General features: G+C 67.1%; 16 protein-coding genes. 8 read left to right on the top strand and 8 right to left on the bottom strand.

The annotated features are described in order from the left end of the window. Positions 1-230: 230 nt before the first annotated feature. On the top strand, positions 231-1,280 hold the full coding sequence (locus ACGFNP_RS09865) for a threonine aldolase family protein (protein ID WP_393316832.1): 1,050 nt from the start codon (positions 231-233) through the stop codon (positions 1,278-1,280). A 2,353-nt stretch (positions 1,281-3,633) separates the two neighbouring features. Here the strand turns inward: ACGFNP_RS09865 and ACGFNP_RS09860 are convergent. From ACGFNP_RS09860 to rpmH, 8 genes are all read right to left on the bottom strand, one after another. Next, entirely contained in the window at positions 3,634-4,593 is a 960-nt protein-coding gene (locus tag ACGFNP_RS09860) for a ParB/RepB/Spo0J family partition protein (protein WP_358338113.1), read from the bottom strand. 1,340 nt (positions 4,594-5,933) lie between these two features. Beyond that, positions 5,934-6,869: a ParA family protein gene (locus ACGFNP_RS09855; RefSeq protein WP_358338116.1), complete on the bottom strand. Its 936-nt coding sequence runs from the start codon at positions 6,867-6,869 to the stop codon at positions 5,934-5,936. A gap of 137 nt (positions 6,870-7,006) precedes the next feature. Further along, complete coding sequence (gene rsmG, locus ACGFNP_RS09850) at positions 7,007-7,708, bottom strand: 16S rRNA (guanine(527)-N(7))-methyltransferase RsmG (RefSeq protein WP_393316828.1); 702 nt, start codon at positions 7,706-7,708, stop codon at positions 7,007-7,009. 299 nt (positions 7,709-8,007) lie between these two features. Further along, positions 8,008-8,496: a R3H domain-containing nucleic acid-binding protein gene (locus tag ACGFNP_RS09845; protein ID WP_358338350.1), complete on the bottom strand. Its 489-nt coding sequence runs from the start codon at positions 8,494-8,496 to the stop codon at positions 8,008-8,010. A gap of 20 nt (positions 8,497-8,516) precedes the next feature. Continuing rightward, positions 8,517-9,473: a membrane protein insertase YidC gene (gene yidC / locus ACGFNP_RS09840; protein ID WP_358338119.1), complete on the bottom strand. Its 957-nt coding sequence runs from the start codon at positions 9,471-9,473 to the stop codon at positions 8,517-8,519. A 4-nt stretch (positions 9,474-9,477) separates the two neighbouring features. Beyond that, the gene (gene yidD / locus ACGFNP_RS09835; protein WP_250905286.1) at positions 9,478-9,735 is read right to left on the bottom strand and encodes a membrane protein insertion efficiency factor YidD; all 258 of its coding nucleotides are present in this window, start codon (positions 9,733-9,735) and stop codon (positions 9,478-9,480) included. Between the two features lie 17 nt (positions 9,736-9,752). Beyond that, the gene (rnpA, locus tag ACGFNP_RS09830; RefSeq protein ID WP_358338121.1) at positions 9,753-10,118 is read right to left on the bottom strand and encodes a ribonuclease P protein component; all 366 of its coding nucleotides are present in this window, start codon (positions 10,116-10,118) and stop codon (positions 9,753-9,755) included. Positions 10,119-10,177: 59 nt separating this feature from the next. Next, the gene (rpmH, locus tag ACGFNP_RS09825) at positions 10,178-10,315 is read right to left on the bottom strand and encodes a 50S ribosomal protein L34 (protein WP_093172456.1); all 138 of its coding nucleotides are present in this window, start codon (positions 10,313-10,315) and stop codon (positions 10,178-10,180) included. Positions 10,316-10,899: 584 nt separating this feature from the next. Here rpmH and dnaA point away from each other — a divergent pair. The 7 genes from dnaA (at position 10,900) to gyrA (ending at position 21,718) form a co-directional block, all read left to right on the top strand. After that, on the top strand, positions 10,900-12,471 hold the full coding sequence (gene dnaA, locus ACGFNP_RS09820) for a chromosomal replication initiator protein DnaA (RefSeq protein ID WP_358338124.1): 1,572 nt from the start codon (positions 10,900-10,902) through the stop codon (positions 12,469-12,471). A 522-nt stretch (positions 12,472-12,993) separates the two neighbouring features. Next, positions 12,994-14,133 (top strand): DNA polymerase III subunit beta, encoded by a 1,140-nt coding sequence (dnaN, locus tag ACGFNP_RS09815; RefSeq protein WP_358338353.1) that lies wholly within the window; start codon positions 12,994-12,996, stop codon positions 14,131-14,133. A gap of 48 nt (positions 14,134-14,181) precedes the next feature. Beyond that, complete coding sequence (gnd, locus tag ACGFNP_RS09810) at positions 14,182-15,120, top strand: phosphogluconate dehydrogenase (NAD(+)-dependent, decarboxylating) (protein WP_358338126.1); 939 nt, start codon at positions 14,182-14,184, stop codon at positions 15,118-15,120. 71 nt (positions 15,121-15,191) lie between these two features. Continuing rightward, a complete protein-coding gene (recF, locus tag ACGFNP_RS09805; protein WP_393316822.1) occupies positions 15,192-16,424 on the top strand; it encodes a DNA replication/repair protein RecF in 1,233 nt (410 codons plus the stop codon). After that, positions 16,414-16,911, top strand: a complete 498-nt coding sequence (locus ACGFNP_RS09800; RefSeq protein ID WP_358338131.1) for a DciA family protein — start codon at positions 16,414-16,416, stop codon at positions 16,909-16,911. Before recF ends, ACGFNP_RS09800 begins: the two co-directional genes overlap by 11 nt. A gap of 321 nt (positions 16,912-17,232) precedes the next feature. Next, the gene (gyrB, locus tag ACGFNP_RS09795; RefSeq protein WP_358338134.1) at positions 17,233-19,176 is read left to right on the top strand and encodes a DNA topoisomerase (ATP-hydrolyzing) subunit B; all 1,944 of its coding nucleotides are present in this window, start codon (positions 17,233-17,235) and stop codon (positions 19,174-19,176) included. A 34-nt stretch (positions 19,177-19,210) separates the two neighbouring features. Continuing rightward, positions 19,211-21,718 carry a DNA gyrase subunit A gene (gyrA, locus tag ACGFNP_RS09790; RefSeq protein WP_358338137.1) on the top strand — a complete coding sequence of 836 codons (2,508 nt, stop codon included), beginning with the start codon at positions 19,211-19,213 and terminating at the stop codon, positions 21,716-21,718.

Raw genomic sequence — 21,718 nt, 5'->3', positions numbered from 1 at the left:
CCGAGCGAAGACCTTGCCCTGCCTTCAAGCCCAGACGCGACCCTGCCTCCCCTTCTCCTCCAGGGTCGATCTCCTGCTCGGCTCCGCGTCCTTCGCACCAACCCCACCTCGCCTTACCCCCGCGCGGCCAGCGTCGAGCGGGCCGATCCCTCCTGGCCACCTCGGTCACTCGCCGCGCCGTCCGCGCGATCTCCCCTCCCCTCTCCAACGCCTGAAAGTAGCCTGACCATGTGCTGACCGATTCGACCTACCCCAAGAGCTTCGCCAGCGACAACCACGCAGGCGTCCACCCCACCATCCTCGAAGCCATGACCGCGGCGAACCACGGGGACGCACCCGCCTACGGCGGCGATCGCTGGACATCGACCTTCGAGCACCACATCAAAGACCTCTTCGGCCCCAAGGCGGAAGGCTTCGCCGTCCTGAACGGCGCCGGCGCCAACATGGTCGGCCTCGCCCCCATGCTCGGCCGCTACGACGCCATCGTCTGCGCCGACACCGCCCACATCGCCACCCACGAAACAGGCGCGGCAGAGCGACTACTGGGCACGAAGCTCCTGACAACTCCTACAGCCGACGGCAAGCTCCGCCCCCAGGACATCACCGCACGCCTCAGCACCTTGGGCAGCCACCACGAGCCCCAGCCGCGCGTGGTCTCCGTCTCCCAAGTCACCGAACTCGGCACCTGCTACTCCCCCGAAGAAATCGCCGCCCTCGCCGACACAGCACACACCGCCGGCCTACTCCTCCACATGGACGGCGCCAGACTGGCCAATGCCGCCGCCCATCTGAACACCACCCTCGGCGCGATCACCACGGAAGTCGGCGTAGACATCTTCAGCTTCGGCGGCACAAAGAACGGCGCCCTAGCGGCTGAAGCGGTGATAGTCCTCTCCCCTTCCCTCGCCCACGCCATCCCCTTCCTCCGCCGCCAGTCCCTCCAACTGGCTTCCAAGATGCGCTTCATCTCCGCCCAACTCTCCGCCCTCCTCACCGACGACCTCTGGCACCACAACGCAACCCACGCCAACCAAATGGCCACCCGCCTCGCCAACGGCATCACCGACCTCCCCGGCATCACCATCGCCTACCCCGTCCAATCGAACGCCGTCTTCGCCACCCTCCCCAAGGCAGCCACCGCTGCCCTCCTTAACCGCTACCTGTTCCACCACTGGGACGAAGCTGCCGGCACCGTCCGCTGGATGACCGCCTTCGACACCACCCCGGACCACGTAGACGACTTCCTCGACGACATCCGCAAATCCCTCGTCATCCCCTGACCCCCGGCCCGGCCGTTCTCCAAAGCTCCCGACTCATCCGCTCCGCCAGGCGCCTGACTCCCCTGTTTCACGTGAAACATCGCCGCAGACCCCAGCCAACGAACCCGCAACACCCCCTGTTTCACGTGAAACCACCCACCACCCACCACCCCGACAAGCTCGCGGCAGCCGCCTCCTCGCCCGACAGAGCATCCACCCAGCCGCAGCATCAATCCGCCTTACTGAGCCACGTAATGGCGAACCGCACCACCAATGCGCGTCACGCGAACTACGCCACCAAAAGGGAGCGGGCGCACCCGGCGACCCTCTCTGGAGCCCCGGCACTACGTGCCACAGAGAACGACCGAAAAGTGTGGGGGTTCCGCTGAATGCGCCGAAGCCCACAACACTTTCGCGACACCGAGTCAGGCCCAGGCCCACCAGAGCCCCCCGCTCCCACGACCTCGTCGCCACACCCTGCCCCGCCACCTTCCATGCCCCACGTCCCCACCCGCATAGGGCCTGACGGCAAGTGGCCGCCCGGAGTTGGGCCACACAAACCGGTCGTCCTCACTGCGGCTGCGGCGTGCGAGCAGCCGTGCCGCATGACCGCACTCGCCCCACACCAGACCAGCACCCCACACCCCGCCGCCACCCATCCCACCCGCACCTGCCCCCGTGCCCCACGCCGCCAAGCCACGCTCCGCCACTCTGAGCCCGCTAGGTTCGGGGGCAGTTAGGGCTTCATGCCCTACGCACGACTCGCCCGCTCCTTCGTGCTCACCTCCGCCATGTTCAGGGCAATCACGCTTCGAGCCCTGCGCACAACTCAGTCACTCCGCAGCCTCCGCCCAAAACTCCCTTCGCAACGCCCCCCGCCCCGTCACGTCACGCCCCCTTCGCCTTGTCACGCCACGCCGCACCTCCGCGCGCCGCACCTCCTCGCCCTGCACATCCGTACCTACGCGCCTCCGCACCTCTGGGCCTCTGGGCCTCTGGGCCTCTGGGCCTCTGGGCCTGCTGGCCTCGTCATCTCCCGCCGTACCCCCACCCCGCCGCATCCCCGCACCTCCGCACCTCCGCACCTCCGCACCTCCGCACCTCCGCACCTCCGCACCTCCGCACCTCCGCACCCCTGAGCCTCCGCACCCCTGAGCCTCCGCACCCCTGAGCCTCTGAGCCTGCTGGCCTCGCCGCCTCCCGCCGCACCTCCTCGCGCCGCACCTCCTCGCGCCGTAGCCCCACACCTCCACCTCCACCTCCGCACCTCCGCGCCTGCTGGCCTCGTCGCGTCCCGGCGTACCCTCGCCTCGCCTCGTCTCGCCTCGTCGCGGACCGCCGTATCCCGTTCCGCCCCGCTGCGCCCTGCCTCGCCAACCCAAGCCGACCCCGTTCGGAAACGTAACGCCTCGAGCCCGGCGAACTCAGCCACTGCCGCTCCGTGCCGCACCCCTTCGAGCTCGGCGGCCCGCACACTCGCTCCTCCCCGGAGTTCCGCGATACCCGCCATGCGATGAAGCGTCCATGTTCGCAACCTCCCCCGTTCGCCGTTCATGGCTGGCCTTGTGGTTCGTCGCGCAGCGCTGCCCATTGGCGACTGGCTACTGGCGCGAATGAGGCACGACTGCTGGAAGGCGCCGCATACACAGGTGGGCCTAGAGACGGAGCGGACATCTGGCATGCGAGGCACATCGAGAAGAGACGGGGGGAGCGAGGCACAGCATGAGCCAGGCAGCGCAAGCAGCAGGGAACTGGTGACGGGCAGGAGCGGCGCGGCCGGAGCCACACGATGCCAATGATGCAATACGAACGGCGCGGCGCAGAGGCGCGGCGCAGAGGCGCAATACCGGCGGCGCAATACCGATGGTGCGCTGCGACGCGGCGGAGGAGTTCCAGCTCCGCGCAGAACGCAGGGTCCCTGTGCGGAATGCAGCCTCGACGGAAGGGGGGAGGCATGGGCAAGGTGGGCCGCACGGAAGGCAGTACTCCGCCCAGTCCTGATTAGCCCGCGGCACGGGAAGCGCGGCACGGGAAGCGCGGCACGGGAAGCGCGGCACGGGAAGCGCGATAGCGATGGGAGAGACAAAGGGGAGGCGGTGCGGCCGGTTCGGTCCGGACGGTGGTTCGGTCCGGACAGTGGTTCGGTCCGATACCGAGAAGGCGGCGTGACGCCTAAACGCGGAGTGGTGTGAAGAGAAGGGCGGCGGCGGAAAGAGGTGGGCGGTGGCGGTGGTGTGGTGGTGCTTGTGGGACGCGGCAGTGTCGGCGGAGAGCGCGGGGATGCTGCGAGTGTTTCACGTGAAACACGGGCTATTTGGCGAACGGCCCTAGGTGGCGCGGAGTTGCTGGCCGATGGTTTCACGTGAAACAGGGGTCAGTCTTCGGTGTCTTTCATGGCGCGGACGGCCTCGGGGGCCATGGTGCCGATGATGCGCTCCAGGTCATCGATTGTCGCGAACTCCACCACGATGCGTCCCTTCCGACGGCCGAGGTCGACTTTCACCTTGGTCTCGAAGTGGTCGGAGAGGCGGTCTGCGAGGTGAACGAGGCCGGGTGCCGACGGCTTGTTGGGCTGGCGTTCGCGGGTGGCCTTGGGGGCGGCTTTCGAGCTGCCGAGGGAGACGATCTCTTCGACGGCCCTGACCGAGAGGAGTTCGGCGACGATTCGCTTGGCCAGTTGGATCTGTTCTTCGGGGCTGTCGAGGCTGAGGAGGGCGCGAGCATGGCCGGCGCTGACGGTGCCGGCGGCGACGCGGAGTTGGACTTCAGGCGGGAGGTTGAGCAGGCGCAGGGTGTTGGTGATGTGGGAACGGGAGCGGCCGACCTTCTGGGCGAGCTGTTCGTGCGTCGCCCGGAAGTCGTCGAGTAGCTGCTGGTATGCGGCGGCTTCTTCCAAAGCGTTGAGTTGCTCGCGCTGGAGGTTTTCGATCAGGGCGTCTCTGAGGAGTTCGTCGTCCTGGGTGTTGCGGACGATCGCGGGGATCGGGTCGAGCTCGGCCAGTTGGCAGGCGCGCCAGCGGCGCTCTCCCATGATGAGTTCGTACTGGCCTCCTCCCACGGAGCGCACGACGATTGGTTGGAGCAGGCCGACTTCGCGGATGGATGCGGACAATTCCTTGAGGCGGTCGTCGTCGAAGACGTCACGGGGCTGGCGCGGGTTGGGAATGATCGCGCTGAGGGCGATCTCCCTGAAGTAGGCTCCGGCGATTGGCCTCGGGCCGGTCTCCCCCGTCGCTCCATTCGCAGGGGCGGTTGTCCCCGTGCCGTCAACGATGGGACCGGTCGGGATGAGTGCCCCGAGCCCCTTGCCCAATCCCCGCCGCTGCTGACTCACTGCGTCTCCTCATCCACCGGGCCGATTCCGGTCACTCCAGGAGAGGTTACCGTCGTCAACGCAACGGGGTGCCCGCTCGCCACGCGCGGTTCCTCCGGAATTACACCGCCACATGCTCACGCGTACACATCCGACCAGGCATGCCCTGCCCGCTGCAGGTCCACGACAATAAGTGTGACCGCGAAGACGACTGTTCAAAAGGATCCCGGCCATGCCTTGAAGTGATGTGGGGTCGGGGCAGGATGAGTCGGTCCCGGTCCGGGGCGGGCGGGTCGGGTCCGGGACGGGTCGGGCGGGTCGGGTCCGGGTCGGGCGGGTCGGGTCCGGGACGGGTCGGGTCCGGGACGGGTCGGATCCGGGACGGGACGGGTCCGGGACGGGACGGGTCCGGGACGGGGATTCCGCGCGTGTGCGCGTGCTGTACTCCATGAAGCGCCATACGTTCCCTGGGCGTGTCGGCACCTTGCCGCGAGCGGGTGAGGCGCCCCACGAGGGTGCGTGTGCCACGAGAGTGCCGCACCGCTCCCGCTAGTTGGCCACACGCTCGAAACGCGTGCAGTGCGCGCCCCAGGGCGTCGCGAGTACCTCGAGGCCGATGGCGTGCACTTCACGAACGTGCCGCGGGCATCCTGGAGGTCGGCCAGAGCGTGGACGCGGCTGCCTGGGCGCAACCAGGACCGACCGGGATACCCGGGTGTCTTCGACGCACCGAATTGTCGTGGGTGAAGGAAGTGCCGTGGGTAGGCGAGGATCAGGCGACGTAGAAGATCAAGTGACGTAGGGGGCGGGGGCGGTCGAGGTGTGATGAGGGCATGGGTGTTCGAGGGTGCAACGAGCTGCCGCCGATGGTGACACGTCGAGGACGACACATCGGTAGGACCGCCGGTGGGGCCGCCGCCGGTAGAGGCGCTCCGAGGTCCATCCGCGGAAGGCGGACCGTAGGCCGTCCTGTGCTAGACGGTTAGGCGATCTCGAAGCCGTTCCGTGGCGAGGTCCGCTCGCTCCGTGGAAGGCGCTCCGTGGAAGGCGGTCCGTGGGTCGTCTGTGCGGCAGTCCGTAGGGGGCTGTGGCGATGAAGCAGTCAGTCTGTGGGTCGTTTTCAGTACAAGCTATGGGGCGGGTTCGGAGCATGACTGTGAGAGACGAGCCGGGGGACAGTTTGTGACGGCTGTCCAGGGAAGGAGCAAGAGCCATTCGGGAGCGGTCCGTACACGGAAGCAGCCAGCAGGCCCCGGCAGTCGGAAACAAGCTGTGGACATGGTCTGTGGAGTCGGCTGCCGCACCCGGTCGTACGAGGTTCGTCCGACCGTACAAGATCAGCCGCACGGCACGACGGAAGGTCAGGCGATGGCGCGGTGGGCTATTTCTCGGGCGGCGTCCATGTAGGCCATGGCGCCGCTGGAGCCGGGGTCGTACGTCATGACCGACTGACCGTAGCTGGGCGCCTCCGAGAGGCGGACGCTGCGTGGGATGACCGTGCTGAGGACAGTTTCTCCGAAGTGTGCGCGGACCTCGTCGGCGACCTGGGACGCAAGCCGGGTGCGGCCGTCGTACATGGTGAGGACGATCGTCGACAGGCTGAGTGTGGGGTTCAGGTGCGCCTTGATGAGGTCGACGTTCCTAAGGAGCTGGCCCAGGCCCTCCAGCGCGTAGTACTCGCACTGGATGGGGATCATGACCTCCTCGGCGGCGACCAGGGCGTTGACGGTCAGGAGGCCGAGCGACGGCGGGCAGTCGATGATGATGTAGTCGAGCTCGATCGCGTCGAAGGCCGACAGCGCTCGCCGGAGGCGGGCTTCCCGGGCGACGAGTGAGACGAGCTCGATCTCGGCGCCGGCGAGGTCGATGGTGGCGGGCGCGCAGTAAAGGCCCGGCATCTCCGGCACTTCCTTGACGATGTCGGCCATCGGCAGGTCGTCGACGAGCACCTGATAGACGTCCGGAACATCGCCACGGTGCTCGGTGGCCAGCGCCGTCGAGGCGTTGCCCTGGGGGTCGAGGTCGACGACGAGTACGCGCTGACCGTGCATGGAGAGTGCGGCGGCGATGTTGACCGAGGTGGTGGTCTTGCCGACGCCGCCCTTCTGGTTCGCCACCGCGATCACCCGGCACTTGGGCGGCCTGGGCCAGGCGCCGTCGCCTCCCCCGGGCGCTTCGCCTGACTGGGCGGCGGCCGTTTGGGTGGCAGATGTTTCACGTGAAACCACTGAGCTGAGCGCCTCTCGTACCAACGGCGAATCACCGGGGTTTAGGGGGGTCTGGGTCACGTTGGCCATCCTTTCAACCAGTGGCAGGCCAGTGCCAGGAATTGGCTGTCGCGACACGCCTATTTCGGGCCAGCCAACCCCGCTGGGACTCTCGGACAGAGGGCTGTCCGGCCAGCCAAGACCGCTTGACGCGATTGGCATGACCGTCACCTCCTTTGTCGCCGCCTACCGGACTCCGGCGCACGACCCGCTACCACCCGAACCAATGTTGCAGGCGGCTCGACCTTACCGCGCCCGACGGTTACAAGCTCGGCCGTCCTCGCCCCACAGGCCCGCAATTGGGGCTCCGCCTCGGCAAGTTCTTCTGCGGCGCGCTCCCCCTTCATGGCAATCAGCTCTCCGCCTTCGCGAAGGAGCGGCATGGCCCACTTCAGCAGCCGGTCAAGTGGCGCGACCGCGCGGGCGCTGGCGACGTCGAACTCACGTTTGCCTGCCAATTCTTCCGCCCGGCCGCGCAACACCTCGACGTTGTCCAGTTTGAGCACGTTGACGCACTCCTCCAGGAAGACGGTACGGCGAAGCAGCGGCTCCAGCAGGGTCACCGTGATGTCCGGCCGGACGATCGCCAGCACGAGGCCCGGCAAGCCGGCGCCCGAGCCGATGTCGACCAGTCGCACCTCCTGCGGGACGGCCTCGGCCACGACGGCGCAGTTGAGCAGGTGGCGATCCCAGATCCGTGAGACCTCGCGCGGGCCCAGCAGCCCGCGTACCACCCCGGGGCCGGCCAGGAGCTCGGCGAACGCCTGTGCGCGGTCCCAGGCATCGCCCGTGAAGACGTCTCGCGCCACAGCGGGCGGAGACGGCAGCTCACGCGCTTCGTCGGGCGGAGGCGGCAGCTCATCGGTCACTGGTTGGTGGCCCTTCCTTGGGGGTTGTGGGCGGGCGGCGCGCCGGGCGGTGGTCTCTACCCAAGGCTAGGCGTGCGATCACTTTGGAAGACTAGCGGGGCAGCCTGAATGAGGTTCGCGCGCCACACTCAGCACACTCTGCGGCTCGAGTTCCAACTTGTACGGGGGTGCCCGACCCGCCAAAAGACCGCACGTGATGGGAGCGCTCCAAAGCAGCACCCCCATACACGGACCGGCCGCCATCCCCCGAGTGCGGGGACGGCGGCCGGTCAGCGAGCGTACGCGCGAAAGAAGGCGGGTCAGGCCGGAAGTACCACCACGTACCGGTGCGGTTCCTCCCCCTCGGACTCGCTCCGGAGCCCGGCGGCCGCCACCGCGTCGTGGACGATCTTGCGCTCGAAGGGGGTCATGGCGTGCAGCGCCTTGGGCTCCCCCTTCTCCTTGACCTCGTTGGCGATCTCGGTGCCGAGCTTGGTGAGCTCGGTGCGCCGCCGCTCCCGGTAGCCGGCGACGTCGAGCATCAGCCGGGACCGCTCCCCCGTCTGCCGGTGGACGGCCAGGCGGGTCAGCTCCTGGAGCGCCTCCAGAACCTCGCCCTCGGGCCCGACAAGGCCGCTGCCCTTGACGCCGACGACCGAGACCATCGCGCGGTCGCCTTCGACGTCCATGTCGATGTCGCCGTCGATGTCGGCGATATCCAGGAGGCCTTCGACGTAATCTGCCGCGATCTCGCCTTCCTGCTCGAGCGCGTTGAGATCAGGAGTCTTCTCCTGCTCGGCCTCGGTCATGGCCGGCCTCTCCTTCGTGTTCACGACTTCTTGCTGCCGGTGCGCTTGCTGCGGGACTGGCGACTGGGCTGCTGCCGAATGATCTTAGGCTCCGGCGGCGCGGGAGGCACGTCCTCTTCCGGAGTGGCGGTCGTCTTGCGGAATTTGGCGAGCAGGCCGGCCTTCGGCTCAATCGGCACCGGGTTGCCCTTGGCGTCGAACTGCGGCATCGGGTGCCGGCTGTAGAACCAGTGCTGCTGGCCGAGCGTCCACAAGTTCGTGGTGACCCAGTACATGATCAGGCCCAGCGGGAAGTTGAGGCTGAAGAAGGCGAACAGCGGAGAGATGTACATCAGGATCTTCTGCTGCTGCGCCATGGGGTTGTCCGGCATCTGGGCCATGGAGCGCGTGACGCTCTGCCGGACGGTGAGGAACGTGGTCAGCGAGCTGATCGCCACGAACACACCCAGCACGATCTTCGTCGTGACGACGGTGGCCCCGAAGCCTTCGACCTGGGCCTGCGACATCCAGAAGCTGGCCGGGAGCGGCGCGCCGAAGATGTGCGCGGATCGGGCGCTGTCGACGAGCTGCTGCGTCATGCCGTAGACCGGGCGGCCGTCGGCCATGGCCCGCAGCACGGTGAACATCGAGATGAAGATGGGGAACTGCGCGACCACCGGCAGACAGCCACCGAGCGGATTGGCGCCCGCTCCCTGGTAGACCGCCATGACTTCCTGGTTCATGCGCTGTTTGTCGTTCTTATAGCGCTTGCGGAGCTCCGCCACCTTGGGGGCGAGTTCCTGCATCTTGCGCGACGAGCGCATCTGCTTCAGGAAGAGCGGGAAGATCAGGACCCGCATGAACACGGTCAGCGTGATGATGGTCAGGGCCCATGTCAGCCCGCTGTCCGGGTTGAGGAATGTGCTGTATCCCTGATGGATCCAGATGATGACATGGGCTACGGCTTCATAGAGCCAGCTCAGCCAGGACAGCTCCACCGAGCTATCTCCCTTGCGTTTCGTGGGACCGAACCGGGCGTGGGGGCACCGGGTCTATACCTCCGGGATGGAATGGGTGGCACCGCCCGATGCGCCGGACAGTCAGCCATGTGCCGCGCAATGCACCATGTACGGCTATCGCTTCGAGCCCGTAAGCACTGCACGACGGATAGAAACGACAGCGCGGACCGAGCATCGGACCGATGAAGGCCCGGTAGAACCGGATCGGGATGATCAACGCCCGAGCGGCGAGGCTCGGCATCCCTTGCGGCTGCTCGGTCATCTGTGTCCATCCATCGCGGACTCTCGCCGCCTGAGCAAACGATCCAACGCGAGATCGAGCTCGGCGGCTAGGTGCTCGTATCGCGCTGACGCGGCCGGTGGATTGGCGCGTACCACCAGCAGGCTACCTCGCGGGAGCCGGTCGAGACGGTCCCGCATCAGGTGTCGGAGCCGTCGCTTGACCTTGTTCCTGACGGTGGCGCCGCCGACGGCTCGGCTCACCACGAAACCAACCAGAGGCGTCGAATCCCCAGAAATGCCGAGATGCACTACAAGAGTAGGACGGCCCGCGCGCTTGCCACGCTTGACGGCCGCCTCGAACTCCTCCCCGCGTCGCATGCGGGAATGACGGGAAAGCACCATATACGCCTATCGCCCGCCGGCGGACTTCACCGGCGGGCGGACTATCGGACGCGAGTCGATCAGGCCGACAGCGTTTCGCGGCCCTTACGGCGGCGAGCGGCCAGGATGGCGCGACCGGCCCGGGTGCGCATCCGCAGCCGGAAGCCGTGGGTCTTCGCGCGGCGACGGTTGTTCGGCTGGAAAGTACGCTTGCTCACGGGTGGGCTCCAGGCTTGAAGGTGCGCCGCAAGGGCGCTGATACACACATGGCTGGCTTGCCAAGAGAGCGAGGGCACGCGAAATAGCCGTCGCGTGACAAGCCGACCATGGCACGTTACGGGGCAAGCAGGCCTCAGGTCAAACTGGCGACCGGCCCCAACGAGTTATCCACTTATCCACATGCGGGTTTTCCACCGCCACGGCCACGTCCACAGTATGTGGGTCCAGGTACCACTAGGCTGTGGACAACGCTTGAACACAGCTGTGCACAGGGCTAGTGTCGGCCCTTCCAGAGCCGCTCAAGGCCTGTGCACAACCTGTGGATCTCCTGTGGATGATCTGGGTGTCCAGCACGGGCACCAGGCTGTGGACGAAGGCGCCGGCGGCCCCGCGGGGCGGGAGCTCCATGTGGATAACCGACTGCGGTGGACAACCGGCGACGGCGCACCGACAACCAAGACGTACGTGCGCGAATCAACCAGCAGCTCGATCAGCAACAGACCGCGGCGGACCGATGGCCGGAGCGGACAAGCGGTAGACGATCGATCGCGGGGGGCCGCGAGAGGAAGGAGGGGTACCGCACATGAACAGTGTCGACCTTGGCACGGTATGGGCGAGGGCCCTGAGCAACTTCCTCAACGAGAACGTCCCCATACAGCAGCGCACCTGGCTGTCCATGGTGCGCCCGATCGCCCTGGCCAACGACACGATCGTGCTGGGCGTCCCCAACGACTTCCTGAAGGACCTCATCGAGGGCAAGCTGCGCGATCTCGTGGCCCACGCGCTCTCCCAGGAGCTCGGCCGGGCCATGCGCCTGGCCGTGATGATCGACACGACGGCCCCAGAGCAGCCGATGCCGGACCTTCATCCACAGCCTGTGGCTCAAAATTATCCCCAGGGCCCGGACCACCAGCCACGTTATGCACAGCCCCCATCGGTGCAGCACTACCAGGCTTCCGAGCCTCCGCAGTTCTATTCTCCACAGCCGGACGCGGCCCAGATATCCACCGAATATCCACAGCCCACGTTCTCTTTTGAACAGGCACAGTCCCCTGTGGAGAAACTGCCGGAGCCGACGCAGAACCGCTGGGAAGCGAAGAGCAACAAGCCCAGCGAACCCGCCCGGCTCAACCAGAAGTACACCTTCGAGACATTCGTCATCGGGGCCAGCAACCGATTCGCCCACGCGGCCGCGGTGGCTGTAGCCGAATCCCCCGCAAAGGCGTACAACCCACTCTTCATTTACGGTGACTCCGGGCTGGGGAAGACCCACCTCCTGCACGCGATCGGGCATTACGCCCAGAGCCTGTACGACGGCGCGCGGGTGAGGTACGTGAGCTCGGAGGAGTTCACCAACGACTTCATCAACAGCATCCGCGACCACAAGGCCGACGGCTTCCGCGGCCGCTACCGGGCGATCGACATCCTGCTCGTGGACGACATCCAGTTCCTGGAGGGCAAGGAGCAGACGCAGGAGGAGTTCTTCCACACGTTCAACACCCTGCACAACGCCAACAAGCAGATCGTGATCTCCAGCGACCGGGCGCCGAAGCAGCTGATCACGCTGGAGGACCGGCTGCGCAACCGGTTCGAGTGGGGCCTGATCACCGACGTCCAGCCCCCTGAGCTGGAGACTCGCATCGCGATCCTCAGGAAGAAGGCCATCCAGGAGGGCCTGGCCGCGCCGCCCGAGGTCCTGGAGTACATCGCCAGCCGCATCTCCACCAACATCCGCGAGCTGGAGGGCGCCCTGATCAGGGTGACCGCGTTCGCCAGCCTCAACAGGCAGGGTGTGGACCTCCAGCTGGCCGAGGTGGTGCTGAAGGACCTGATCACCTCGGACGGGGCGGGTGAGATCACGATCGCCACGATCATGGCCAAGACCGCTGAATACTTCGGCATCAGCATCGACGACCTGTGCGGCAGCTCGCGCAGCAGGGCGCTCGTCAACGCCCGGCAGATCGCCATGTACCTCGTTCGGGAGCTGACGGAGCTGTCCCTGCCGAAGATCGGGCAGCAGTTCGGTGGCCGCGATCACACGACCGTCATGCACGCCGAGCGCAAGATCCGTTCGCTCATCGCGGAGCGCAGGTCGATGTACAACCAGGTCAACGAGCTAACAATGCGCATCAAACAGACGTCGCGCGGAGCCTGACCGTTATGCACAGCCTGTGGATAACACTGTGGATCAGGGGAAACGCCGGAACGCGGCGGCCGTACGTCCTATCTTCGCCAGAAAAATCCCGCGCAGAGCCTGGGGATAAATCTGGGGACATCCTGAGGACAACTTGGGGACAACCTGTTGATGACTTGTGGACGGCCTGTGCACAGTCTCTGGAGGGTCCTCAGCGAGGCCGTTTACCCCGTGGACAACCTGTGGAAACCTCGTGGATAACCGGTGGATGAACGCACCATGATCTGGGGACGAGCTGTGGGCAACGAACGTTCATCCCCAGGCGGCGAAGTTACCCCCAGGCTCCACCCACATCCTCAGTGGATGACGCCACGCACATTGACCTGGGGAAACACTGGTTGTCCACACTATCCACACCCCCTAGTGTGAAGACCACCTATCTCTCTTACTAAGAAACTCAAGACCCATAGAGGGGTTCTCCCGGAACTCAGGTGCGGGAGAGGCGACACTTGAATCAACGACGAAATCAGGAGGCTGATGACCGTGATGTTCCGAATCGAGCGAGACGTCCTCGCTGAGGCGGTGGCATGGACGGCACGCAGCCTCCCCGCGCGGCCGTCGGTGCCCGTCCTCGCCGGAATGCGCATGGAGGTCACCGAGGACCAGCAGCTGAAGCTGTCGGGCTTCGACTACGAGGTCTCCGCCGAGGTGACGCTCGAACTCCACACGGGTGAGGCCGGCGTCGCCCTGGTCTCCGGCAAGCTGCTCGCCGAGATCACCCGCGCGCTTCCCGCACAGCCTGTGGACTTCGTCGTGGAGGGGGCCAAGGCGGTCGTCACTTGTGGCAGCGCCCGGTTCACCCTGTTGACCATGCCTGTGGAGGACTACCCGTCGCTCCCGGCCATGCCGCCGGCCGCCGGCCGGGTGGGCAGCGACGTCTTCGCCTCCGCCGTCGGCCAGGTCGCCGTCGCCGCCGGCCGGGACGACACGCTGCCCATGCTCACCGGCGTACGGATGGAGATCGAGGGCGACACCGTCACCCTCGCCGCGACCGACCGCTACCGCCTGGCCGTACGCGAGCTGAAATGGCAGCCGGACCAGCCCGACTTCGCGGCGATCGCGATGATCCCCGGCAAGACGCTCGCCGACTCGGCCAAGGCGCTCGGCGCGACCGGCGCCGAGGTGGAGATCGCGCTCAGCGCGGCGGGCGGCACCGGAGAGGGCATGATCGGCTTCTCCAGCGCCGGACGGCGGACCACCACGCGGCTGCTCGACCCGGAGTTCCCCAAGTACCGTTCGCTGCTGCCGACGGAGTTCTCGGCGCGCGCCGACTTGTCCACAGCCTCGTTCGTCGAGGCGGTCAAGCGCGTGGCGCTGGTCGCCGAACGCAACACGCCGGTACGCCTGGCGTTCAAGAGCGGCGAGGTCGTGCTGGAGGCGGGCAGCGGCGACGAGGCGCAGGCCGTCGAGGCGCTGCCCGTGGACTACGAGGGCGAGGAGATGAACATCGCCTTCAACCACCAGTTCCTGCTGGAGGGCCTGGGCGCGATCGACTCCGACGTCGCCCGGCTGCAGATGACCACGTCCACCAAACCGGCCATCCTCACCGGCGGCAAGCCTGTGGATGACGGCGGGGTCCCGGACTACCGTTACCTGATCATGCCGATCCGCCTGTCGAGCTGAGAATCCCATCGGGGATTATGGAGCTCTGACTAGGGGAGTTGGTACATCATGCAGATCGGGATGGTCGGACTTGGCAGGATGGGCGGCAACATGGCCGAAAGGCTGCGCCGCGGGGGTCACGAGGTCGTCGGCTACGACCACCATCGGGAGGCCAGCGACGTCGGCAGCCTGAAAGAGCTGGTCGACAGGCTGGAGGCGCCGCGCGCGGTCTGGGTCATGGTCCCGGCCGGCGCGCCCACCCAGCAGACGGTCGACGAGCTCGGCAAGCTCCTCTCCGAGGGTGACGTCGTCATCGACGGCGGTAATTCCCACTATGTGGATGACCAGAAACACGCCGCCGAGCTGGCCGAGAAGGGCATCCGCTTCGTCGACTGCGGCGTGAGCGGTGGCGTCTGGGGCCTGCAGAACGGCTACGCGCTGATGTGCGGCGGCGACGAGAGCGTCGTCCAGCACATGATGCCGATCTTCGAGACGCTCAAGCCGGAAGGCGAGGACGGCTTCGTCCACGCGGGCGCGGTCGGCGCGGGCCACTTCGCCAAGATGGTCCACAACGGCATCGAGTACGGCATGATGCAGTCCTTCGCCGAGGGCTGGGAGCTCCTGGAAGCCTCCGACATCGTCACGGACGTCAAGGGCTGCTTCAGCAGCTGGCGCACCGGCACCGTGATCCGCTCCTGGCTGCTCGACCTGCTGGTTCGGGCGCTCGACAGCGACGAGCACCTCGAGGAGCTGCGCGGTTACGCACAGGACTCCGGCGAGGGCCGGTGGACCGTCCAGGCGGCGGTGGACCACGCCGTGCCGCTGCCGGTGATCACCGCCGCGCTGTACGCCAGGTTCGCCTCGCGCCAGGAGGACCCGCCCGCGATGAAGGTCGTCGCCGCGCTGCGCAACCAGTTCGGCGGCCACGCGATCGCCTCGGCGGAGGGCTCGGTGGGCATGGGCGCCGACTCCCCCGGCGCCGATGTGACGCCGCCCAAGGTCCGGTGATCCCCCACCGGTTTTCCACAGGCGCAAGCCGGTGACCCCAGTGGCGGGCGCGGCGCACTAACCTTCTTGGGGTGCACGTCGCCCACCTGTCGCTGACCGACTTCCGGTCCTACGCATCCGTGGAGCTCGGCCTGGAGCCGGGCGTCACGGCGTTCGTCGGGCCCAACGGCCAGGGCAAGACCAACCTGGTCGAAGCCCTCGGCTACGTCGCGACGCACTCCAGCCACCGGGTGGCCTCCGACGCGCCTCTCGTACGGCAGGGCGCGAGCAGGGCGATCGTGCGCTGCGCCATCCAGCGGGACGACCGCCGGGCGCTGGTCGAGCTGGAGATCAATCCGGGGAAGGCCAACCGCGCGCGGCTCAACCGCTCCCCCGTGTCCAGGCCGCGTGACGTCATCGGCCTGCTGCGCACGGTGCTGTTCGCCCCCGAGGACCTGTCGATGGTCAAGGGCGACCCCTCTGAGCGGCGGCGCTTCCTCGACGAGCTGCTGGTGAGCCGCACTCCGCGGTTCGCCGGCGTACGCGCCGACTACGACCGCGTGCTGAAGCAGCGAGGGGCGCTGCTCCGTGCGGCCTCGCAGGCCCGCAGAGGGGCCAGGAGCGCCCGAAGGGCCGAGAGTGACACCGGATTCTCGGCGGCGGGCGCCGGAGACGTCCTGAGCACTCTGGAGGTCTGGGACGCGCATCTGGCGCGGCACGGGGCGGAGCTCCTTCAGGCGCGGCTCGATCTCATCGACGCGCTGCGCCCGCTGGTCGCCGGAGCCTATGCAGCGCTCGCCCCCACGAGCGCCCCCGCGACCCTGGCCTATCGCAGCACTTTGTCCACAGGCAGCGACGCGGCTGAGGACGAAATCCCCGGTGAGACGGGATCTTCCGATACACAGACGTTATCCACAGACTTGGGGAAAACCCTTGAACAACGGCTCCGCGAGCGGCTATTGGAGGTCCGCGCGGCAGAGCTGGAGCGGGGTGTCACGCTCGTCGGCCCGCACCGCGACGACCTGATCCTCGGCCTCGGCGAGCTGCCCGCGCGCGGCTACGCCAGCCACGGGGAGTCGTGGTCGTTCGCCCTGGCGCTGCGCCTTGCCGCCTACGACCTGCTCCGCGCCGACGGCGGCGACCCGGTGCTGATACTCGACGACGTCTTCGCCGAGCTCGACAGCCAGCGCAGACGCCGTCTGTCCGAGATCGTCGCCCCCGCCGAGCAGGTGCTCATCACCGCGGCGGTGGCCGACGACGTGCCCGCCGAGCTGATCGGGTCCAGGTTCGACGTCGCCGAGGGGAGCGTGACGCGTGTCCGTTGAAGACAACCCCACCACCAGGGGCGCCGCGATGGCCAGGGAGAAGCTCGCCCAGGCCAAGGCCGACGCCGCCAAGCGCGGCCAACTCCCCCGCCGCGAGCCCAGGCGCAAGGCGGGCCCGCGCAGGGACGCCGGCGATCCACAGCTTTTCGGACGCGCGATCATGGACCTGCTCGCCGAGCGGGGCTGGGAGCGGTCGGCGGCCGTCGGCGGGGTGTTCGGCCGGTGGCCCGACATCGTCGGTCCCGATCTGGCCGCACACACCAAACCGGACTCGTTCGAGGACGGAGAGGTGCTGATCATCGCCGACTCCACTGCGTGGGCGACCCAGGTGCGCCTGCTCGCGCGCACTCTCGTACGCCGGCTCAACGAGGAGCTCGGGCACGGGACGGTCACGAAGGTCAAGGTCAGAGGCCCGCAGAACGCACCGCGCACGTCCGGTGGCCTCAGAGTGACCGGCAGCAAGGGTCCCGGCGACACGTACGGCTGAGCCATATCGGCGAGAAAACCCATCAGAGAGCCGCAGACGCGATGACCCCCATTCCTGTGGGGGGATGCTTGAAGCGGGGGAAATCGAGCGACAGGCCGTTACAGGCGCGTTCAATGCCACCTTGGGCCCTCAGAGCCGGTAGAATGAAACTGGATTCCGGACACGTCCGTTTGCGTGTCACCCCCGGCACGTATACGGCGCCGATTCCCCCGGGTGACCATCGCAGCGGGGCACTCACGACGGTGACGGGCACGGCAGGGGCAGCTAGCTTGGCAAGTGTCGCCTCCCCAGCCGCGTGTCCGCGGCAGGAGGATTTGGCACTTGTCCTACGACGCTAGCTCAATCACCGTACTCGAAGGGCTTGAGGCGGTTCGCAAGCGCCCGGGTATGTATATCGGCTCGACCGGTGAGCGCGGTCTGCACCACCTGGTCTACGAGATCGTCGACAACGCGGTGGACGAGGCCCTCGCGGGCCACGCCGACCTCATCGACGTCACACTGCTCGCCGACAACGGCGTGCGGGTCATCGACAACGGCCGTGGCATCCCGACCGGTATCCACCCGGTCGAGAAGCGTTCCGCCGTCGAGGTCGTACTGACGACCCTGCACGCCGGCGGCAAGTTCGACAGCAAGTCGTACGCCGTCTCCGGCGGCCTGCACGGTGTCGGCTCGGCCGTCGTCAACGCGCTGTCCACCGCCTTGGAGGTGGAGGTCAAGCAGAACGGCCACATCTGGCGGCAGCGCTACGAGCACTCCAAGCCGACCGCGCCCCTGGCGATGGACGGGGAGACCACCGAGACCGGCACCACGATCACGTTCTGGGCCGACGAGGACATCTTCGAGACCACCACCTGGAACTTCGAGACGCTCTCGCGTCGCTTCCAGGAGATGGCCTTCCTCAACAAGGGCCTCACGATCGTCCTGCGCGACGAGCGTCCCGACCACGTCAACGGCGAGTCCGTGAAGGTCGAATACTGCTACCAGGGCGGTCTGTCCGACTTCGTGACGCACCTCAACTCCAAGAAGGAGGCCGCGCACGCGTCGGTCATCGACTTCGAGGAGCATGGCGAGGGCGTCTCCGTCGAAATCGCCATGCAGTGGAACAACTCCTACAGCGAGTCCGTCTACACCTTCGCCAACACCATCAACACGGCGGAGGGCGGCACCCACGAAGAGGGCTTCCGCGCCGCGCTGACGTCGATCGTCAACCGATACGCGCGCGAGCAGAAGTTCCTCAAGGAGGGCAAGGACGACAACCTCTCCGGTGAGGACGTCCGCGAGGGCCTGACCGCGATCGTCTCGATCAAGCTGGCCGACCCGCAGTTCGAGGGGCAGACCAAGACGAAGCTCGGCAACACCGAGGCCAAGTCGTTCGTCCAGAAGGCCTGCAACGACCATCTGCGCGCCTGGTTCGAGCGCAACCCCGGCGAGGCCAAGGACATCATCAACAAGTCGCTGCAGGCCGCCAGGGCCCGCATCGCGGCTCGCCAGGCGCGCGACCTGACGCGGCGCAAGTCGCTGTTGGAGTCGGGCAGCGGCCTGCCGGGCAAGCTGGCCGACTGCCAGTGGAACGACCCGGACAAGTGCGAGCTGTTCATCGTCGAGGGCAACTCGGCCGGCGGCTCGGCCAAGGGCGGCCGCGACTCCCGGTTCCAGGCCATCCTGCCGATCCGTGGCAAGATCCTCAACGTCGAGAAGGCCCGGGTCGACAAGGTCCTGCAGAACACCGAGGTCCTGTCGTTGATCACGGCCATGGGCACCGGCGTGCACGACGAGTTCGACATCAGCAAGCTGCGCTACAACAAGCTGATCCTGATGGCCGACGCCGACGTCGACGGCCAGCACATCACCACGCTGCTGCTGACCCTGCTGTTCAGGTTCATGCGCCCGCTGATCGAGGGCGGTCACGTCTACCTGTCGCAGCCGCCCCTGTACAAGATCAAGTGGGACCGCAAGGGCGACGACGCTTCCTACGCCTACTCCGACCGCGAGCGCGACGCGATCATCGAGGACGGCATCAGCCGCGGCAAGCGCGACCCCCGCGCCCACGACGGCGTCCAGCGGTTCAAGGGTCTCGGCGAGATGAACGCCAACCAGCTGTGGGAAACCACCATGAACCCTGACAGTCGCATCCTCCTGCAGGCCACGCTCGACGACGCCGCCCAGGCCGACGAGATGTTCAGCGTGCTCATGGGTGAGGACGTCGAGGCGCGCAGGGCCTTCATCATCCGCAACGCGCGAGATGTCCGTTTCCTAGACGTGTAGCGCTCGGCCGTACAGTAGAAAAGGATCTTTACACGTGACGGAAGTGAACACTCCGCCTCCACCGTCTTCGGACCGCATCGAACCGGTCGACATCCAGACCGAGATGCAGCGCAGCTACATGGACTACGCGATGTCGGTCATCGTCTCGCGTGCCCTGCCGGACGTGCGTGACGGTCTCAAGCCGGTGCACCGCCGCGTGCTCTACGCGATGTACGACGGCGGCTACCGCCCCGACCGCGGTTACTTCAAGTGCTCGCGCGTCGTCGGTGACGTCATGGGTTCCTACCACCCCCACGGCGACACCTCGATCTATGACGCCCTCGTCCGGCTGGCGCAGCCTTGGTCGCTGCGCCACCCGCTGGTCGACGGGCAGGGCAACTTCGGCTCTCCGGGCAACGACGCGCCCGCGGCGATGCGCTACACCGAGTGCAAGCTCGCGCCCATCGCCATGGAGATGCTGCGCGACATCGACAAGGACACCGTCGACTTCCAGCCCAACTACGACGGCCGCTCGCAGGAGCCCGTCGTACTCCCGGCGCGTTTCCCCAACCTGCTGGTCAACGGCTCGGGTGGCATCGCGGTCGGCATGGCGACCAACATCCCGCCGCACAACCTGCGCGAGGTGGCCGAGGCCGTCAAGTGGTCGCTGGAAAACCCCGAGGCCACCGACGAGGAGCTGCTCGAGGCGGCCATCGCCCGGGTGAAGGGCCCCGACTTCCCGACCAAGGCCCTGATCGTCGGCCGTCGGGGCATCGAGGACGCCTACCGCACCGGCCGTGGCTCGATCACCATGCGAGCCGTCGTCGAGGTCGAGGAGGACAACAAGGGCCGCCAAGCCCTCGTCATCACCGAACTCCCCTACCAGGTCAACCCGGACAACCTCTCCTACAAGATCGCTGAGCTGGTCAAGCAGGGCAAGGTCACCGGCATCGCCGACGTACGCGAGGAGTCGTCGTCGCGGGTCGGCCAGCGGCTGGTCATCGTGCTCAAGCGCGACGCCGTCGCCAAGGTCGTCCTGAACAACCTGTACAAGCACACCCAGCTCCAGGACACCTTCGGCGCCAACATGCTGGCCCTGGTCGACGGGGTGCCGCGTACGCTGCGGCTCGACCAGTTCATCACGTACTACGTGGCGCACCAGATCGAGGTCATCGTCCGCCGGACGCGCTACCTCCTGCGCAAGGCCGAGGAGCGGGCCCACATCCTGCGCGCGCTGCTCAAGGCGCTCGACCGGATGGACGAGGTCATCGCGCTGATCAGGCGCTCGCCGTCGGCCGCGGAGGCCCAGGGCGGCCTGATGACGCTGCTGGACATCGACGAGATCCAGGCCCAGGCCATCCTCGACATGCAGCTGCGCAAGCTCGCCGCGCTGGAGCGCCAGGCGATCCAGGACGAGTACGAATCGCTGATGACGGCGATCGCCGACTACCAGGACATCCTGAGCTCGGAGCCGCGGCAGCGGCAGATCGTCGGTGACGAACTGGCCGAGATCGTCGCCCGCTTCGGCAACGACCGGCAGACCGAGATCGTCGCGTACGACGGCGACATGTCGATCGAAGACCTCATCGCCGAGGAAGAGATCGTCGTCACCATCACCCGCGGTGGCTACGCCAAGCGCACCCGTACCGACCTTTACCGGGCGCAGAAGCGCGGCGGCAAGGGCGTCAGGGGCGCGCAACTGCGCCAGGACGACATCGTCGACCACTTCTTCGTCACGACGACCCACCATTGGTTGCTGTTCTTCACGAACAAAGGCCGCGTTTACCGCGTCAAAGCGTACGAACTGCCCGACGCCGCGCGTGACGCGCGGGGCATGCACCTGGCGAACCTGCTGGCAATGCAGCCCGACGAGACCGTTATGGAGGTCCTCGACCTGCGTGACTACGACGTCGCCCCCTACCTCGTCCTGGCCACCCGCAGCGGCCTGGTGAAGAAGACCCGCCTGTCCGAGTACGACTCCCCCAGGTCCGGCGGTCTGATCGCGATCAACATCCGCGACGACGACGAGGTCATCGGGGCCCGCCTGGTCTCCGAGGAGGACGATCTCCTGCTCGTCTCCAAGGGCGCGCAGTCCGTCCGGTTCACCGCCTCCGACGAGGCGCTGCGCCCGATGGGCCGGGCGACGAGCGGCGTTATCGGCATGAGGTTCCTGGAGGGTGACGAACTTCTCGCCATGAATAGAATTGCCGATGGTCAACATGTGCTTATCGCGACCAAGGCTGGGTACGCAAAGCGGACACCCGTCGAGCAGTATCCAGTTCAAGGACGTGGCGGTAGGGGCGTGCTGACTGCGAAAATCGTCAGTTCCCGTGGCAAGCTGGTCGGAGCAGTCATGGTCAACCCAGAGGATGAGGTCTTCGCGATCACGTCCGCCGGCGGGGTGATCCGGACGAGTGCCGGCGAGATCAAGCAGTCCGGCCGCCAGACCATGGGAGTGCGTTTGATGAATCTCGCTGAAGGCGACAGCGTGGTGGCCCTCGCCCGGAACGCCGAGTCGATGGAGACTTCGGTGGAGAGTGAGGAAGACGGGGGAGGAGAGTAG

The sequence above is a fragment of the Nonomuraea sp. NPDC049269 genome, assembly GCF_043197155.1.
Taxonomy (GTDB): domain Bacteria; phylum Actinomycetota; class Actinomycetes; order Streptosporangiales; family Streptosporangiaceae; genus Nonomuraea.
Note: the sequence above shows the minus strand (reverse complement) of the source record. Positions and strands in the feature narration are given on the sequence as shown.

Bases quoted from the DNA above. Each gene is read 5' to 3' on its own strand.
- ACGFNP_RS09855 (WP_358338116.1), bottom strand. From the start codon at position 6,869: ATGGCCAACGTGACCCAGACCCCCCTAAACCCCGGTGATTCGCCGTTG.
- ACGFNP_RS09845 (WP_358338350.1), bottom strand. From the start codon at position 8,496: ATGACCGAGGCCGAGCAGGAGAAGACTCCTGATCTCAACGCGCTCGAG.
- yidD (WP_250905286.1), bottom strand. From the start codon at position 9,735: ATGCCGAGCCTCGCCGCTCGGGCGTTGATCATCCCGATCCGGTTCTAC.
- rnpA (WP_358338121.1), bottom strand. From the start codon at position 10,118: ATGGTGCTTTCCCGTCATTCCCGCATGCGACGCGGGGAGGAGTTCGAG.
- dnaA (WP_358338124.1), top strand. From the start codon at position 10,900: ATGAACAGTGTCGACCTTGGCACGGTATGGGCGAGGGCCCTGAGCAAC.
- gnd (WP_358338126.1), top strand. From the start codon at position 14,182: ATGCAGATCGGGATGGTCGGACTTGGCAGGATGGGCGGCAACATGGCC.